We start from the raw sequence: 17,801 nt of genomic DNA on the forward strand, positions 1-17,801 counted from the left end.
TTGTAAAAGAGAATTTGCATAAAGAAGGATGCATTTTTCTCCTGTTATTGAATTTTGAATTGGATTAGAGGTTTAAGATGCAGTTGTTTAAGTCACATATCTCCGCTATGTGGGCGTTATTGCTCCTGTTGATTTGCTCGACAGCGGCCTTTGCCGAAAATGTAGACTGCGTCAACTACAACAAGAATGACCCCAAGGCAACACCGGACGTCCGCTGCAAGTACGCCCGAATCTGGTCTACCCGAACAGCAGTGCTTTATGTGGTGGATCCGGATTCTGCCATCATGAGAAAGAATGCTATCCCTTACAAGGACTTCCTGGTTTACATCCCTAAGGAAGTTAGCACTGACACTCTGACCGTTACCAAGGCTTCTGACTCCACTCAGATAAAAAATCTCACTCCTGTGAATTCCGGTGCGGATTCTGTTGTCGAAGTCAATATTTATGGCCACTACGCTTATGAGAACTTCCAACTGGGTACTGCAGTCTCCGAATCGGATATCGATCCCATTGTAAGTCTTGTCTATAACTTCTATGCCCCGGAACTGGAATACAGCATTGATGGTAAGGTCATAACCGATGTGTCTAAACTGGACTACAAGGTTGGCGATACTGTAAAAGTTGACGTGCGTGCTGTTATTCCCTATGGCCCCCAGGCTGACAGAACGGACTCCACTCTTGAAAGGACTTTCTTCTTCTCTGCTTTTGGCGATAGCAAATCCCTCAAGTTCCTGAGCCCCAGTGGTTCCGACCTGACCTTGAGTGATGGATCAGTCCGTCTGAAAATCGAAAACGGTAAGTCCAGCTTCCTGGTTGTGGCAACAAAGGCCGTTACCGATGGTTCCACCTTCACTCTTGGTGGCTTTGATGATGGTAAGGACTCCTCTGGCAAGACCAAGTTCCTTGTGGATGAGAAGTTCCCCGGCGAATTGCAGTTCAAGAATCCGGATATGCCTTCTCTGGACGGTGCTGCCATTTATGATACCGATGGTGATGGTATTGGCGATAGCATTGCTACCTGGTTCAGCGGCAATATGGATTCTGTGTCTGTGGACAGCTTCTACTACAGCTGGCCTGATGATGAATCTTTCAAGAAGTATTCCGGCGATGTCAAGGAAAATAAGAATGGAGATATCTTTGGCCTGCCCGATGTGAGCGTGAAACTTCAGAAGGATTCCGCTACCGGTGCTGTTAAGGCCTATGTATGTTCCACCTTGGGCAACCGCTGCGATACCCTGAAGACCGATCTGAAGGATAGCATCGGCGCCGCCATCCAGTCTGCATCCCTGATCAAGGGCAATGGCAAGACTGACACCCTGGTTGTCCGTTTCAACAAGGACATGGATGAGTCCTGGACTTCTGGTCGTGGCCTGGTCCTGAATGGAGAAGCCATTGATGTCAATGCCGTCAAGAAGGATGGCAATGTCTGGACCTTCGTTGTGAAGACTGGCGTGGTTGAAGTTGGTGACATGATCAAGATTGAAACCGTTTGCGGCAAGGATAAGTGCCCCGACGGCATCCTGACTTCAGCTGACGGTGTGCCTACGTCCAAGAACAATAAGGAAGTTCCTGTTGACAACGCTGGCCGTGTTTATGCAGACAACGAAAATAACGGCTTCTATGATCGAGATGGTGACGGCCGTATGGATAGTGTTTCTCTGGGCTTCAGCACTCCTATTACAGAAGATGACTTGAAGAATCTGGAATTGAAGTTCTACTGGTTGGATAAGGATGGTGATGTTGTTGAAATTGTTCCGACTAGCATCTATGACCTGGTCATTTCTGACGATGGACTGGTGGTTGGTTATGCCCTGGATCCAGATAAGTACAACATCAAGCCGATGCTGACTTCTATTGATTCCGTTTCTTCTAAGGGTAAGGAATATGGCTATGCCAAGCTGATCAATAAGGTTACTATTGACGGCGAAAAGACCGAAGAAGAAACACTCTGTGGAATGCACGACTATATGCCGCCTGTTATTTCCACGACCTTCCTGAATCCTGAGTCTTTCCAGGAAATGGAACCGGATCGCTTTACCGTTACCTTCTCTGAACCCATCGATTATAAGAACTTTAACTTGACCGATGACTGCCTCGCCTTCTATGTGGATGGGGAATGGGTCCATTACGACTTGAGTGACGCTCAGTGGAGTAACGGTGGACGTACCGTTACCTTTATGATGGAAGCAGGAGCTGATCTGACTAGCCGTATGAATCCTGCAGATTCTGTTCGCTTTGACAACTTCACTTCTGGCTTGAAGGATCTCGAGGGCAATAACGTTGCCGAAGTCACTCCTCCTGTGATGGTGAAGGGCGATCCTCGTGTGGTTATGAAGACAACCTCTATGGCTGACTTGAACCGCATGGAAGAACTGAGCGAAAGAGCAAAGCCCTTTACTCTTGACCATGTGGAATCTGAACTGAGCGAAGAACAGAAGGCTTCTCTGGGTGTCCTGATGGATGTCAGCTTTGCAACCATTATGAAGAATGGTTCTGATGGTGTATCCAAGGTGGATATCGATAAAATCGGATTGAAGTGGGAATTGTATGTGTATACAAACCTTGGCGCATATGTTGGACACGCCTCGGGCAAGATTGATTGCGACGATCCGTTCTTTGACGGCAATTGCCTTGAAAATCCGGATAAGTTGTATGTTCGCTGGAATATGCGTTCCGACAATGGCCGTAAGGTTGGCGTCGGTATCTATTTGGCAAAGTTTAATATTCGCGTGTACGGCGCAGAGGAAGATTTTAAAGTTGAAAGAGTCTTTAGATGGGGCGTTTCCGCAACTAAGCACTAGGGACGATTTCAGAGGGTAGTGATATGAAGAAGATTACAAGATACATAACAGCTATGCTCATGGCGGCTGGTTCCGCTGTGGCCGCAAATATGCCCGCCCCGGAAAATCCGGCGACCGGTATTTGGATTCAGCAGGTGGGTGACATTGTCCCTCATCCCTCTTCCAAGGCTACTCTGTACTACACAAAGTACCAGAATGATGGGGTCGGTGACCGTGTCAAGGGTATCAGCTATCAGTACAACGGTGCTGGCTACCTGCTAATGAAACCTTCTGATAAGAAGGTGGTTTGTTCTTACAATGATGGTGTTCATGGTGCCGACGGTATTGTTCAGCATCCTGATGGTGATTTGCTTGTTGCAGGTCAGGAACAGAAGACCATCTATAAGGTGAGCAAAACTGCTGGTAATGGAAACAACTGTGTTGTGAAATCAGGTACTCCTGCTCAGGAGACTTCTGGTATTTGGCACTTGATGATGGATCCTACCCAGAAGATTTTGTGGGGTTCGGGTATTCCTGGGCCTCTGTTTAGGTTCTCTACCGAAACGGATGTGACCGAGAAGAACTTCTCTTCTAAGGGTTATCACGTTGAACTTAGACCGAATGCTTCGAATCGCCGAAAGGATAAGAATCTTGCTACGATAGTTTGGGATGGTGATGGAACTGCGTTCTTTACCTATTCTGACTATATGGGTGGTGGTTGCGAACCGAATCACGAAAATTGTACTGCCGATAAAATTAAAGAGAGAAGGGGTGGCGCCTATTTCGGGTATTTCACTGATACAACCTATGTAACGGTAACTGAAGGAAATATCGGTACCTATGGTGGAAAGGTGGGCGAAAAGGTCATCAAATCCTTTGGCACGAAGATCTTGATTGACTCTTTGGAAGGTGCTCATGGTGCCACTTATGATGAATACTCCAAGACCATCTTCGTATTCGGTGGTTCCAAGATTGTTCAGATTCAGCCCTACCGTGAAAACGGTGCCTTGAAGGCCAAGGTGGTCGCCACCATCGATATGCGTGAATATTTCTTTGAGGAAACTCTTGAAAATTTGACTCTCCCGAGAACGAAGGATGGTGCTTATACCGGTTGGCGCCTTGACCAGGGTACTGTCGATGGCTATGGTCATTTGTTTGTTGCCAGTAACACAGGCCACATGGTCTTTGTGGACTATGTTGGCAATTCCCAAAAGCTGATCAAGGATAATATTCTTATCCATGTGCAGTGGATTGACAACTTTTTGGACGATTTGGCCCCTCTTAAAGGTGTTATTGTCGACCGCGCTGGTGGTACGTCTGGCGCAGACGAAGATCTTTCCGAAGAAACCTATCAGAGTAGTTCTGCTTTGATTACCTATAATGGATCTAGCAGTAGCCTGGGTGGAAGCAGCTCTTCTAAGGGTGGCTCCAGTACTTCTGGCAAGTCTAGCAATTCCAACGGAAGTTCTAACTCTAATAGTAGTTCCGGCTCTAACGGTGGCAATGGTTCCAGCGGTTCCAATGGTAATGGCAGCTCTGGTTCCAATGGTGGCAATGGCTCCAGCGGTTCCAATGGTAATGGCAGCTCTGGTTCCAATGGTGGCAATGGCTCCAGCGGTTCCAATGGTAATGGCAGCTCTGGCTCCAATGGTGGCAATGGCTCCAGCGATTCCAACGGCGGCAATGGCAGCTCCGGCTCCAATGGCGGCAATGGTTCCAGCGGTTCCAATGGTGGCAATGGCAGCTCCGGCTCCAATGGCGGCAATGGCTCCAGCGGTTCCAATGGTGGCAATGGCAGCTCCGGCTCCAATGGCGGCAATGGCTCCAGCGGTTCCAATGGTGGCAATGGCAGCTCTGGTTCCAATGGCGGTAATGGCAGCTCCGGCTCCAATGGCGGCAATGGCTCCAGCGGTTCCAACGGCGGTAATTCCGGTAACAATTCCTCTTCTAGCAGAAGTATCGGAGCCGGTGAAGATGTTGACGGAAAGTCCAGCTCCTCCAGAGTCTACTATGGTGCTGATGATTACATCCAGAATGAAGGTTCTGATTACGAAAGCTATCCTTCTGCAGATGACTTTGACAAGGGTGACTCTGCCGTGGCTAGCGTAATCGTCTTGAATCCCACGACTCCGGGTACTAAGAATTCCGTGGTAATTAATGGTAACAGTTACCTGCTGAATGATAAGCCCAAGGGTGATTCTCTGAATCTGGAATACAACTCTGGAAAGAATACCGCAAAGGTTGGACAGGTTCTGGCAATTACTCTGGACTCTTCTAAGGTGAAGGAATACTTCGGTGATGTGGATTCCCTGGAAATTATTTCTGAATCTGTAATCGCCTTGATCGATAAGGAAAATGGCGGTACCAAGACTCAGACCATCAAGGTTAACTCTGATGGTTCCGTGACCTTCTACGTAACTTCTGATAAGGTGGTTTCTGGTGGTGCCATTAAGGTTAGAGGTGGCGGTGAAATGATTATCATCGACAACATCACCTTCTACGATCCTATTCCTGATGCTCGTGTCGGTTACATCAAGGATACTGATGGCAACAATACCTTGGACTACATGGAAATTCTCCTGAACGATTCCCTCTCCGGCAACTATGATCTGGATAGCGTGAAGATCGTTCTGGGTAAGGATACTATCAAGTGCGCTAATCCGAAGCTTAATGATTCCAAGGATCGAATCCTGGTTGACGTAAGCAAGGTCAAGGGCTTGCCGGCCGTGGGCGAATTCCCGAAGGATGCAAAGGCTCTGATTTACTACGGTGATGGTAAGGGTGCTACTTATGGTAGAGAATCTTCCATTGTTGAAGTGGGTAGCTTTGTGATTAAGGATGCATATGCAATCCGCAATGCTAACGGTATGGACTCCCTGTTCCTGCAGTTCAGTATTGATCTGATTCCGGCTGACGTTGGTTCTCCTGAAATGCTGATTATGCTCAAGCAGGAAGCTGAACGTTATGGCTTCGACGTGGGTCAGATTAAGAAAGTGTACATGCCTACAAAGGATATCGTGATCCTGGTTGCAAAGACCTTTGATCTCAAGGGCGGCAAGAAGGATAGCGTGTCTCTGTATCCTAACGTGACCTTCAGCAGCTTGCCGTACATTACTTCTGATGAATACGATCGTGAAATCCCTGTGACGGTAACGGACCGCTTTGCCTCTGCAAAGAACTCGGAATACTGGGATACCGATGGAGACGGCGTTCTGGACCAGATTGTGACCGTGTTCGACAAGAAGCTGACGGCTGCAGATCTTGAGTCTGTGTACATGTCCTTCCCGTGGTATAGCAGCAGAGGCTTGCTGATTCAGCTGCAGGCTCAGCCTGGTGAATTGCGTATTGATCCTAAGGACTCTACCCGAGTCATCTGGGATGTTCATGCCGCAACTCCGCTGGCTTCTGGAGTCACCAGCATTCGCGAAGATCTGCCCGAGGCTACCATCTACACGTACTACAGCGTGTTTAATGAAACCTTCGTGAATGAAGAAACCGTGCCTCCGGTTGACAAGATGTCTCCTGTGGTTTCTCAGGCCTTCCTGAGCTATGGTTCCAAGGCTGACACCTTGATTGTGACCTTCTCTGAACCGATTCTTACCAAGAACCTCAAGGGCGAAGACTTCTTCTCCTATATTCATGGAGGAAAGACTATCGAACTGGATCCCATGCGTATGGAATGGTCCTCTGATGGCTACTCTGTCAAGTTGATTCTGGATGGTGGCGTATCTACCATTATGCCGGGCGACTCCCTGATTGTCCGTAAGGGTGCCAAGGATGCCATTAAGGATAACTATGGCAACGTTGCTGGCGACGATCCTCAGCCGGTTATTATTGGTGGCTTGCTGAACCATTTGGTTGAGGCTACTAATATGGGTACCTTCGATGCCAATGATGATCGCGTCGTTGACGAAGATGGCGATAAGAGCTACACTCTCCAGACTGTAAGCTCCGTGAACCTCCGCTATGTGCCTGGGTCGACGACTAAGGAAGACCTGCAAAAGGAAGGCGCCTTGGGTCAGCTGGTTCAGTTGGGTGAACGCTTCGTGCCGCAGCTCCTGGATCGCGCTCAGGTCGGTGTAGATGGTTCCTACGATCCTTCTGTGCTGGATTCCCTGAAGCCTGAAGATGTCTACATCTCGTTCATCGTGAACTTCTTCGACCATTTGGGCCAGTATGTGAATGACACCATTATTACGGTTCCCTGTAACAGCCCCAAGTTTGGTGGCAACTGCCTGGAAACCGATAAGAAGGTCTTCGTGAACTGGAACTTCAAGGATCATAACGGCCGCTTTGTTGGAACTGGTGTGTACAACGTCCAGTTCAAGATGGTGGTCCGCTATGAAAACAAGAAGATCGAAGAAGAGATTAAGGATAAGTGGGGCGTTCGCCGCAAAAAGAGCAAGAAGAAATAATCCGCTATCCTAGAAAATGAAAAGGCTTCCGCAAAAATCGCGGGAGCCTTTTCTGTTCAATGAGGTGGGCGGAGCCCCCTGCGTCAAAGCGATCGCCGGCAGTACCTACAAAAAACGCAGACGATAAAAATCGTCTGCCAAGGGGTCTAGGGCTAATGAACACTTGGCAACTTTGTTGCCTTAGTGAGAATTGTCCTCATAGGGGATGTGCAGGGCCCCCTGCATCTAAGCGGCCATTACTTGTTAATGGCTGCCAAAAATGCGTCTTTCTTTTCCTGGAGGAATTCCTTGCTGTTGTACTTGCGGATACGGCGGAGTGCCTGGTCACGCAACTGACGCACGCGTTCGTGGGAGATGTTCATGGATTCGCCCACTTCACGGAGGGTCTGAGGAGCTTCCTGGTTGATACCGAAGATGCCTGTAATAACCTTTGCTTCGCGTTCCGGCAGCTGTTCCATAAGGTCGCGAGCCAATGCTTCGACGCTCTGGATTTCGGATTCTGCTTCGGGATTGGAAGCGCCGCCATCGGGGAGCACTTCGGCGTAAGTTGCCTTGGAGTCTGCCTTCAGGGGGCTGTCGAAAGAAACGCCGCGCTGACCGATCTGAATCAATTCGCGGATTTCTTCGTTGATTTCCTTACCGCGGGACTGTTCGTGCAATGCCTTACGCACACGTAGGTGCTGGTTTGCAGGGAGACGAATCAGGTTGCCCTGTTCGTTGATAGCGCGGGTAATATAAGCCTTGATCCACCACACGCCATAAGAAATGAACTTAAGGCCACGGGTGTGTTCGAAAGATTCAATGGCGCGGACGAGGCCCATAGCACCTTCGCTAACCAGGTCCGGCAGGGGGATGGGGCAACCGCGGTACTGGATTGCCACCTTCAAAACGAAACGCATATTTGCAGAGATCAGCTTTTTACGGGCGATTTTATCGCCTTCTTTTGCTTTCTGGAAAAGAATCTGTTCTTCATCTCTGGAGAGGGGAGCGGTGCGACGAATATCTTCTAGGTAACGCTTTAGAGTAGTATCAGTAGAATCAATATGCATGTTTAAACCTTACTCCTTTAATATCGCATTTTTTAAAGCAAGTTGCGTGCCAATAGTGTAAATTTTTGCGAAATAAAGGGCGAAAAGGGCATTTTATTTCACGACGTGTAACGAAATTTAGAAAAATTAGATGTTTTGTCTTGAAATTTAAACAAAAATTGTCATTATTTTATGACTTATGGCTGAATGTTCGTATTTGTTGCATTCGTAAATCGGGGGCCCACTTCTTTTTGACAAATTCGTATATTTAGCTCGTTATGTCAATTAAAGAACCCGATCAATCTGTCTGGAACAGGTTTTGGAAAAGAAAGAACGATATGGACAAGGTTTACCCTTCGTCCCCGTCGGTCATTGAAACGATTAAGAAGAATTTTAAGCTGGAAGGGCTGAAGGTTCTGGAAGTGGGGGCCGGTACTGGTCGCGATAGCGCGGAACTGGCCCGCCTGGGAGCCGAAGTCTATGTCCTGGATTTTGCCGAAAATAGCCTGAAGATTGTGAATTCCCTTCGTGAAAAGGAAAACCTGACCAATCTTCATCTGGTTCGCGGTGATGCGTTCAAGGCTCCCTTCCCGGATAATACCTTTGACCTGGTTTTCCATCAGGGTCTGGCTGAACATTTCAAGGATTCGCTGCCCCTGCTTAAGGAAAACTACCGCATTGTGAAGCATGGTGGGCATTGCCTTTGTGATGTGCCCCAGACGGTTCATCCTTACACTGTTATCAAGCATATCCTGATTGCTATGGATAAGTGGTTTGCCGGTTGGGAAAAACAGTTTACCATGCCCCAGCTGAAGAAGCTGATGAATGATGCTGGCTTTGAAAATGTCTACCAGTATGGCGACTGGATGCGTCCCAATCTGTATTATCGCATGGTTCGTGAACTGGGCTTTAAGGTGGGCATTGAACTGCCTAAGTATCCCTTGCAGGGTACGGCCTACCAGAAGATCAAGGATTCCTTGCTGGATTCCCTGGAAACCAATCCGCTTATGCATTACACTCAGCTTTGCATTGGAGTCTTGGGTCGTAAGCCCTAGCTGATGAACATACTTGTCGTTAACTATCGCGATCGACTGCACCCCGCTGCCGGGGGCGCCGAAAAGCACCTACACCGAATTTTTTCGTTAATTGCCCAGATGGGCCACAAGGTGGTCCTGTTTACGACCGCGTTCCCTGGATGTAAGTCCCGGGAAGAAGTGGACGGAATTACCGTAATCCGCAAGGGTGGCGATTTGCTGTTCCAGGTGAATACGGCGCTGAACTTAAAGAAGTTGGATCGGGAATTTGATTTTGATGTGGTGGTGGAAGACCTGAACAAGCTTCCCCTGTTTACACCTTATCTGACGAAGAAGCCTGTGCTGGTGCAGATGCATCACTTGTGGCGTGGTTCCATTTTCCATGAGGCGTCCTTCCCGGTTGCCTTGGGCGTGTGGCTCTTTGAGACCATCATTCCGTGGTTCTACCGAAAGGAACCCTTTGTGGTGGTGAGTCCCAGTACCAAGCGCGAACTGAACGAGATCGGCGTGGATGAGTCCCGTATTTCTGTAATTTATAACGGTTCCGATGATTGCCGCGTTGAGGATAGTTCTTCCGTTGGCAGCGTTGCCTCTGCGGGTATGGGCGTGCCTTATTTCTTGTGGCTGTCCCGCGTTCATCGCTATAAGGGAATCTGGACGGCTCTTGAGGCTTTTGTAAAGTTTGCCAAGAATCATCCGGATGTGAAACTTGTGGTGGCGGGTGATGGCCCGTTGTTGAAGAAACTTCCTGCTTGGTTGCAACAGCATAATCTTGAAAGTCAGGTGGACCTTCTTGGCTTTGTCAGTTCTAAAAGAAAACGTGAACTGCTTGCCGGAGCCACGGCCTTGCTGCAGACTAGCTATAAGGAAGGCTGGGGTCTTACGGTTGTGGAAGCGGCGAAGCTTGGTACGACGACCATTGCCTGCGATGTGCCTGGTCTTCGTGACAGTGTGCGTAATGGCGAGACGGGCCTGCTCTTTCAGGCGGGTGATACGGATGCCTGCGCTTCTGAGATGGATCGCCTGTATAGTAACGATGACTTGAGGACTCGCCTGGAGGCCGGTGCCGCTGCTTATGCCGATGAATTCCGCTGGGATATTGCGGCTGACATGACTTTGAACTTGATGCAGAATCTTGTGATCCAACATCAGGTTGGGGGTGACGATGAAGAATAATCGTATGAAGCCCTTTATGGTGTTCTGCCTGAAGCTGGTGGTGACGCTGGTTCCTGCTTACTTTGTGTATAGGAACATAGTGTTGGCGCCCGATTGGAACGTCGGGGACTTGTACGAATTGTTCACTGTCAAGAGCGTGCTCCCGTTTGTGCTGGCGCTTCTTTGTCTGGGTTTGTCTAACTTTACGGCTTGCTTGCAGTGGAAACTTTTGCTGGAGCGTCAGAATGTCCATCTTTCTTATGGACGTCTGTTGAAGTTGTATTATGTCGGCTTGTTCTTTAACAACTTCATGCCCGGTAATGTTGGTGGCGACGCCAAGAAGGTTTATGATATCCGCATGCAGGGCGGGCAGGATACTGTCGGGGCTGGACTTACGGCGACGTTCTTTGATCGTCTGTTTGGATTGTTCTTTATTACGTTGTTTGCACTCGCTGTCGGTTTTCTGTTCTTTATGCATGATGCGGAACAGCGTGCCTTTATGTGGCCTTCAGTCTGGATATGCCTTGGATTCTGCGCCTTGTTCGCCTCCCTCTTTAGTCGTAGGCTCGGCCGACTGCTTTGTAAGATCATGGCGAAAGTTTTCCCGGAGAAGGTGAATGCTCGCATGCTCCGTATGTTTGAACGTTTTCAGCATTTCCGTTCTGTGAAACTCTGGGTTTCTATTAGCAGTTTGTCGGCGGTGACGCAGGCTTTGCGAATCCTTGTGCATTTCTTTTGCGGAATTGCAGTCGGTGTAGATCTTTCGATTTCCTGGTATTTCTACTACATCCCGCTGGTGGCGATTATTAGCGCCTTGCCTATTTCCATTGGCGGATTTGGCCCTCGTGAATTGCTGGCTCAATCTTTGTTTGCGAAAGCCGGTGTCCCTAACCTGGAATCGGTGGTGATCCAGCTCCTGGCTTACTTCGTAAGTTTGATTCTCAGCTTGTTTGGGGCTTTCGTTTTCTTGCTTGGTGGATCTGCGAAAAATGCGGATCCTGCCGAGAAGGCCGACTAGGGCTGTCTTAACTTGTCCGTTTATAGAACGGTTAGACGTTCTGTTATGCGGTCTTTTTATATACCGGTGGTGATTTACATGTAAATCATCCCATTCCATACGGGTTTGTATGGACATGAAATCTGCCGAAAGTCCGGCTGAAAAAATTCTCTCTGGTTTGAATTCTGACCAGAGGGCCGCTGTTTTGCATGATCACGAATCTGGGGCTCAGCTTTTGATTTTGGCTGGTGCGGGGTCGGGAAAGACATCCGTGTTGACCAAGCGCATCCAGTACCGCATACTTTGCGGTGTGGCTCCCGAAAAAATTCTAGCGCTGACTTTTACGGCTAAGGCGGCTGCTGAAATGCGGGAGCGTGTACAGGCCTTGTTCCCTAATGCGGGGGTGCGCCTTTGCACGTTTCATTCTCTTGCGCTTTATATGTTGAAGTGTAAGGTTCCTGCAAATGGGGATGGTTCTTCGGGGGAGGTGTGTGCGTACGAGTTGCTGGGGTTTAAGAAGATTCCCTCTCCGACAGAATCTGCAGAGAGAAACTTTGCCCATCGGCTTATGGAACTTAAAATAAAAAGTGGAACAGTCCTTCGTGAAAATCTCTTTTCTTATGGGTTGTCGGCAAAACTGCAAAAGAAGTTGGCACCCCTCCGGGAGGAAGTCCATCAGACTGGTCGTGTGGTTTTTGAAGATTTGATATTTGAGGCGATTCGCCTGATCGAAGAGTTTCCCTTTGTTCGGGACTATTTTCAGAGTCTTTGGTCTGAAATTCTTGTTGATGAATATCAAGATATCAATCCGACTCAATACCGTATGGTTAAAGGTCTGCTTGGAAATCGGAAATCCCTTTTTGTTGTGGGGGACGATGACCAGGCTATTTATGGTTTCCGCGGGGCTGATATCGGCAATATTAACCGCTTCCGAGACGATTTTAGGGAGAGCACGCTGATTCGCCTGGAATGGAATTACCGGTCCGTTCCCAATGTACTTCATTTGGCGAATCAGATTTTTACGAATAAGCCCATTCATTTGCGGAAGGTCCTGCGTGCTGGAAATCCTTCGGGCTCCAAGGGGAATCCCATCTTCAAGGAAAATCGGAAACCTGAAGTGTGGGTGTCCGATAATCCGGTGGAGGAAATGCAGAAGGTCGTTCAGTCCATTAAGGAACTTCGGATGGGCTATGACTTGGAATGGAAAAACTTTGCCATTCTTGTAAGGTATAACCGCCAGCGGCTTTATTATGAAGAGGCCCTGCGGGATTATAACATTCCCATTGCGGGAGGGCCTGCAGAAAATGGTGAGGAAGGGGCCGTCCTGGAAAACGGGGTGCATGTGGAAACTGTGCATGCGTCAAAGGGGTTGCAGTACGCGGTGGTCTATTATGCGGGGCTTGCCGAGGGGTTGACTCCTGGGGCGTGTATGGGATCTAGGTCTCAGCGGAAAAGGCAGCTGGAAGAGGAGCGTCGTCTGTACTATGTGGGGGTGACTCGTGCGGAGGCCTGTCTGATTTTGTTATATTGCAAACGTAGATTTTGGAAGGGGCAGTTGTGTAAGTTCAAACGTTCCAGTTTTTTACCGAAGGAAAGCTCCTGTAAGTCTAAAGGTTTGATGATGCCTCTCGTTTTTTTTAGAATTTATGTCGTCCTGATTGTTCTTGGCTACTTGTGTGTGCAGATGATTCGTGTGCCCTATGCCAAGTGGCGGCATGGCGGAGATATGACTCCTTGGGTCGATGGCCGTATCCAGTTCTTTTCTGCTTTCTGTTTGAAGATGCTCCGTGTGGAATTGAATATTGAAAATCAGGCTGCGCTCGGCAAAGTGGATTGGACTCGCCCCGTATTTGCGGTTGGAAACCATGGCTCATTTTCGGATATCCCTATGGTTTTTCTTGCCCTTCAGCGGACATTTGGTTTTGTGGCCAAGGAGTCTCTGGGCAAGGTGCCGTTCCTTCATTTTTGGATGAAGCAGATTGGCTGTGCCCTGGTGAACCGTTCCAAGGGTGGTGCCGCAGCCGCCGTACGACGTGTTATCGCGGAACGAGGAGCTGCTCCCCGCTTGTTTATCTTCCCTGAAGGAACCCGCAGTAAAGACGGGGCTTTGGGTCCTTTTAAGAGCGGCACGTTCTATTTTGCCCACGAAAATGACGGCTTCATTCTTCCCTTGGTCATCAAGGGCTCTGCCGCTGTCTGGGAGAAACGAAAGAATGCCGGACCGTGCAAGGTGACGGTGAAAATTCTTGATCCTATTGACGTGAAGGCGTTGAAGGAATCCAATCCCGATATTGATCCGAAGCAGGATTTGTGTCCTATGGTTCATGATCGTATGGAAAGTGCATTGAGGTAGGGACTGCTATGATTGGTGTTTTTGATTCCGGTTTTGGCGGTCTAACTATTTTGCGGGATTTGCAAAAGGTGTTGCCGCAGTACGACTACCTGTATCTGGGGGATAATGCCCGCGCTCCCTATGGTTCCCGTAGCTTTGAAACCATTTACCGCTATACGTTGCAGGCGGTTCGTGAACTGTTTAGTCGTGGATGCCCCCTGGTGATCCTGGCTTGCAATACAGCTTCTGCACGAGCCCTTCGCAGTATCCAGCAGCAGGTGCTTCCTTTTGAATTTCCTGATCGCAGGGTACTGGGGATTATCCGTCCCACTGCAGAAGAAATTGGACATGTCAGTAAGACGGGACATATCGGGATTTTTGCGACGGCAGGAACGGTTTCTTCGGGAAGCTATCCCATCGAGATCAACCATTTTTATCCGGAGCTGAAAGTGACTCAGCATGCGTGCCCCATGTGGGTGCCCTTGGTTGAGTATGGCGAACGGGAATCCGATGGTGCTCGTTACTTTGTTAAAAAGGAAGTGGAGGCCGTTTTACGTGAGGATCCTGAAATCGACACCATCCTTTTAGCTTGTACCCACTATCCGCTGCTGGAAAAGGCTATCCGCGAATCTACTCCGCCGGGGGTGAACCTGGTGTTTCAGGGGAGTATCGTGGCGGACAAGACTGTCGACTATCTGAAACGTCACCCGGAAATAGAAAAAAGACTTGCGAAAAACGGTAAAACCAGTTTTTTGACTACAGATACGGCCGAATTCTTTGAAAAAGGCGCCTTTTTCTTTGGAATGCAAGACATTTCTGCTGAATCGCTGACCTTTTAACCTACAAAATTAGTATCTTATACAAAAAACGACGAACCATCTAGGATGGTCCGCCCGTGAGAGTTTTAATTAAAGGGGGGACCTCGGGCCGTAGTCCGGGGTTCTCGAAGTCTAACCAAGTCGAATCTATTTCGAGTATAATTAACGGATTGTATAAAAATGCCGAAGACACAGATTAATCTCGATGGTTGGCAGGACTACCGCGGTAACGCCGCAGGCAGCTTGCTTTATGTAGAAACTAGCCACCAGTCTGAAATGCCGGTGCGCGACCAGCTCAACGAAAATGGCAAGGGCTTCCTTTCTGAACCGAACTACGAAACCAGCACCTATGGCCTCGTGAGCTGCTACAATGTGAAGGCTGTGAATGCTATCCTCAAGGCCAAGAGCCGCTACATTCTTTTCGGTACCCGCTACGAAGGTCTCAGCGATTCCGAAATGCGCAACAAGTACCTGATCATGGGTTATATGCGCATCGATAAGATCAAGGACGTTCGTACCCGCCACATCCAGCGCTACATGGCTAATCCGGAACTTCAGGAACCGGAATGCATGCAGATGGAACACAACTGGGCTGTTTATGGTCCCATGCGCTTTGTCTCCATGAACGATTCCTTTGTCGTTACCGACGAAATCCTCAAGGAATGGGGTTACCGCGGTCACGCTTCCCGTCAGCTGAAGGCAGTATTCCAGAAGGAACATCTTGAACAGATCCTTTCTTACCTGGATTCCAAGGAAGATATGATCGACGAATATATCGCTACCGTCGACGAATACAAGGAAGCTTTGGAAGAAGGTTAATCCTTTAAATTTTTATGCGAAAAAGGCCGTGGATGAAATCCACGGCCTTTTCTGTTTCTTTATTGTTAGACTTTATTTTTTGACGGCCCTAATAGAACTGGAGCTTGTCTTCAGGATGTATGTTCCCTGGCGGACGTCGAGGCGGAGAGTGCCGTTGTCGTTCAGTGCCTGGTTCTTTGTGCCTGTCCAGAGGAGGTTGCCGTTCAGGTCGAAGAGCTTGGCCTGCATGTGGTTGTCGTTGAAGGCGTACTTAAAGTTGGAATGGATGGATGTGGTGCCGCAGCCGACGGCTTCGATCTTGGCAATGTAAATGCCGGATCCGTTGCTGTTGAAGGTGAGGCTGTTGGAACCGAAGGGTGCGCCGGATTCATCTTTTTCGTTTGTTAGAGGAATGGTGACTTCGCTCCATTCGGAACCGCTTGCGTCGTTGCCGTACTGGTAGCTAGTCCATTCGGATCCGCCTGCGCCGCCGATGTTCACGGAGTTGGTGGAATCCACGCCGCGCATGGTGATGACGAGGTCGCTGCAGACCTGGAGAGGATCGTAGACGAGGGCCATGTCGCTCAGGGCGTAAACGCCGTGCTGGTAACCGCAGTCATCCTGATTGCAACCTGCCAAGGGAAGCTTGACGTACTGGGACACGCCGTCCAGCGGGGTGGTGACCAGGGTGCCTTCGAATTCGCCACTCCACTTACCGGCGGAGGTTTCCTTGCTGAAGTCTACGATGGTAATGCTGGAGGGAATGTTGCTGCCGCCATTGCCGCCTTCTTCAATGGGGGCGTCTTCGCAGTTGCCGATATTGGCGCCAGCACTCATGGTGTAGACCAAGGTGGTGATGGAACGGGCCGGAAGATTGTAGCTGACGCTAGTTGTGATTTCCTTGCTCTTGGCTCCGCTCTCTACAGACTGAACTGCGTAGATGGCGTTGTAGCCATTGATGCTGGGAGCATTCAGGCTTACGGGGGAGTTGACGGTGTTGATGGCGATGACGGAGATGGAATCGCAACCTACACTACGGAAGGCTACCACCTTGAGTTCATCCTGGTCGGAAGTACTGGTGATGACGCGTGCGTTGGGATTTACGAACTTGGAGTAGTGTCGCATGGCGTGGTACTCCGGTGCGATAACGATTTCGTCCTTGGTGCAGTTGCCCCAGTTGGCGGCGCAAACGCCGATGAACTGACCCTTTTCGCCCCAGTACAGTTCCCAGGCGATGTAGGCGTTGAGCTTGCCGCTGGTGAAACCGACTTGCATGATGTGGGCGAGGCCGACCATATCTGCTTCGCGGATGTCATTTTCCATGGTGCAGAATTCGGTCATGATCAAGGGCTTGGTATCGCTACCCCAGCGGGAGGCGATGGAACTCATGGGCTTGCGGAAATTTTCCGGGTTCAGGTAGTTCTGTCCGGAGTTGTCGTTACCGTCGCCGGCGTGGTACAGATGGTAGGCGTAGCCTCCCAGCTTGCTGTCGTCCAGCTTGGCCATGTAGTTCTGGAAATTGTTGAAGCCGATGCCCAGCGGTTCGGGGCCGATAATCTTGGGCGGGTTGGCCAGGCTGTTCAGGGAGTCGCTCACTGCCTGAAGTGCTTTGTCGTAACCGGCGATGCCATCCTTTTCGGACGGTTCGAAAAGCGTTTCTTCGTACTCGGCGTTCATGTCCGGTTCGTTCTGCAGGGAGATGTAATCCGGTGCGATGCCCATGGCTTCGTAGGCCTGGTAGGAAGTTTTCCACCAGTGTGCGAAGTCGGCGTATACGAAGGCACCGTAGGGGTCGGTGGATGAAGTCTTGAGGGTGTTGTTCTTCTTGTCGCCGTTGCCTGCGCTACCATTGATGCTGTTGCTGGGCTTGAGGCTCGGAGGGGCGCTCCAGGAAGACATTTCGATTTTCAGCTTGTTGCCGAGGCGCTGTCTTGCGGCCTTGATGATCGCGGCGTCGTTGGCCAGGCTCTTTTCGCTGTCCTGCTTCCAGTTGCCGATACGCAGGATGGAAAGATTTAGACCGGTAAAGGCTGTATCGTAAAATGCTTGCTGGGTTGCATTACCCATGGCGGTAACCCAGTCCTGGTAGTAAACGCTACCGGCTCCGAATCCAAGAATTTTTTGCTTGGTGTCGGCAGGGTCTATGGTAATCGTTGCGGCAGATGCAACTACAGCGGAAGCCAAAGCTGCGGGTACTAATTTCCTGATCATGTTGTTTCCTTTCTATACACCAAGACAAAAATAATTTTTTTGTATTTGCAATGGAAAAACGTTAAACTAAAAGTAAGAACGTAAAAAACGGCCCGTTATAAACGGACCGTCCTTTCGAGATTCCTGGTTCCAAATTTTTTTATAGGGCCCGTTTTTTCCTAAATAGGCTCCAGGAGCCAATCTTTTAGGCCTATTTTTTAATAGGCTCCGGGAGCCAATTATTTAGGCCTATT

At 49.3% G+C, this 17,801-nt stretch carries 10 protein-coding genes; 8 read left to right on the top strand and 2 right to left on the bottom strand.

Annotated features, from left to right (window positions below):
* Positions 1–77 precede the first annotated feature (77 nt).
* Complete coding sequence (locus BUB94_RS01685; protein ID WP_139259068.1) at positions 78–2,801, top strand: hypothetical protein; 2,724 nt, start codon at positions 78–80, stop codon at positions 2,799–2,801.
* Positions 2,802–2,824: 23 nt separating this feature from the next.
* Positions 2,825–7,195 carry a hypothetical protein gene (locus BUB94_RS01690; protein ID WP_139260096.1) on the top strand — a complete coding sequence of 1,457 codons (4,371 nt, stop codon included), beginning with the start codon at positions 2,825–2,827 and terminating at the stop codon, positions 7,193–7,195.
* Positions 7,196–7,431: 236 nt separating this feature from the next.
* On the opposite strand, the gene BUB94_RS01695 is transcribed toward BUB94_RS01690, so the two are convergent.
* Positions 7,432–8,244 (bottom strand): sigma-70 family RNA polymerase sigma factor, encoded by an 813-nt coding sequence (locus tag BUB94_RS01695; RefSeq protein WP_073155865.1) that lies wholly within the window; start codon positions 8,242–8,244, stop codon positions 7,432–7,434.
* Between the two features lie 257 nt (positions 8,245–8,501).
* On the opposite strand from BUB94_RS01695, the gene BUB94_RS01700 reads away from it, so the two are divergent.
* The 6 genes from BUB94_RS01700 (at position 8,502) to BUB94_RS01725 (ending at position 15,378) form a co-directional block, all read left to right on the top strand.
* Entirely contained in the window at positions 8,502–9,278 is a 777-nt protein-coding gene (locus BUB94_RS01700; protein WP_073233660.1) for a class I SAM-dependent methyltransferase, read from the top strand.
* A 3-nt stretch (positions 9,279–9,281) separates the two neighbouring features.
* The gene (locus BUB94_RS01705; protein WP_073233662.1) at positions 9,282–10,433 is read left to right on the top strand and encodes a glycosyltransferase family 4 protein; all 1,152 of its coding nucleotides are present in this window, start codon (positions 9,282–9,284) and stop codon (positions 10,431–10,433) included.
* The gene (locus BUB94_RS01710; RefSeq protein WP_073233664.1) at positions 10,423–11,430 is read left to right on the top strand and encodes a lysylphosphatidylglycerol synthase transmembrane domain-containing protein; all 1,008 of its coding nucleotides are present in this window, start codon (positions 10,423–10,425) and stop codon (positions 11,428–11,430) included. The genes BUB94_RS01705 and BUB94_RS01710 overlap by 11 nt, the downstream gene beginning before the upstream one ends.
* A 109-nt stretch (positions 11,431–11,539) precedes the next feature.
* On the top strand, positions 11,540–13,762 hold the full coding sequence (locus BUB94_RS01715; RefSeq protein ID WP_254793629.1) for a UvrD-helicase domain-containing protein: 2,223 nt from the start codon (positions 11,540–11,542) through the stop codon (positions 13,760–13,762).
* Positions 13,763–13,770: 8 nt separating this feature from the next.
* A complete protein-coding gene (murI, locus tag BUB94_RS01720; RefSeq protein ID WP_073233666.1) occupies positions 13,771–14,580 on the top strand; it encodes a glutamate racemase in 810 nt (269 codons plus the stop codon).
* Between the two features lie 159 nt (positions 14,581–14,739).
* The gene (locus BUB94_RS01725; RefSeq protein ID WP_073155879.1) at positions 14,740–15,378 is read left to right on the top strand and encodes a hypothetical protein; all 639 of its coding nucleotides are present in this window, start codon (positions 14,740–14,742) and stop codon (positions 15,376–15,378) included.
* Positions 15,379–15,450: 72 nt separating this feature from the next.
* On the opposite strand, the gene BUB94_RS01730 is transcribed toward BUB94_RS01725, so the two are convergent.
* Positions 15,451–17,568, bottom strand: coding sequence for a glycoside hydrolase (locus BUB94_RS01730; RefSeq protein ID WP_073233668.1), 2,118 nt, complete (start codon positions 17,566–17,568; stop codon positions 15,451–15,453).
* Between the last annotated feature and the right edge of the window lie 233 nt (positions 17,569–17,801).

It is taken from the genome of Fibrobacter sp. UWH9 (assembly GCF_900129715.1).
Lineage (GTDB): Bacteria > Fibrobacterota > Fibrobacteria > Fibrobacterales > Fibrobacteraceae > Fibrobacter.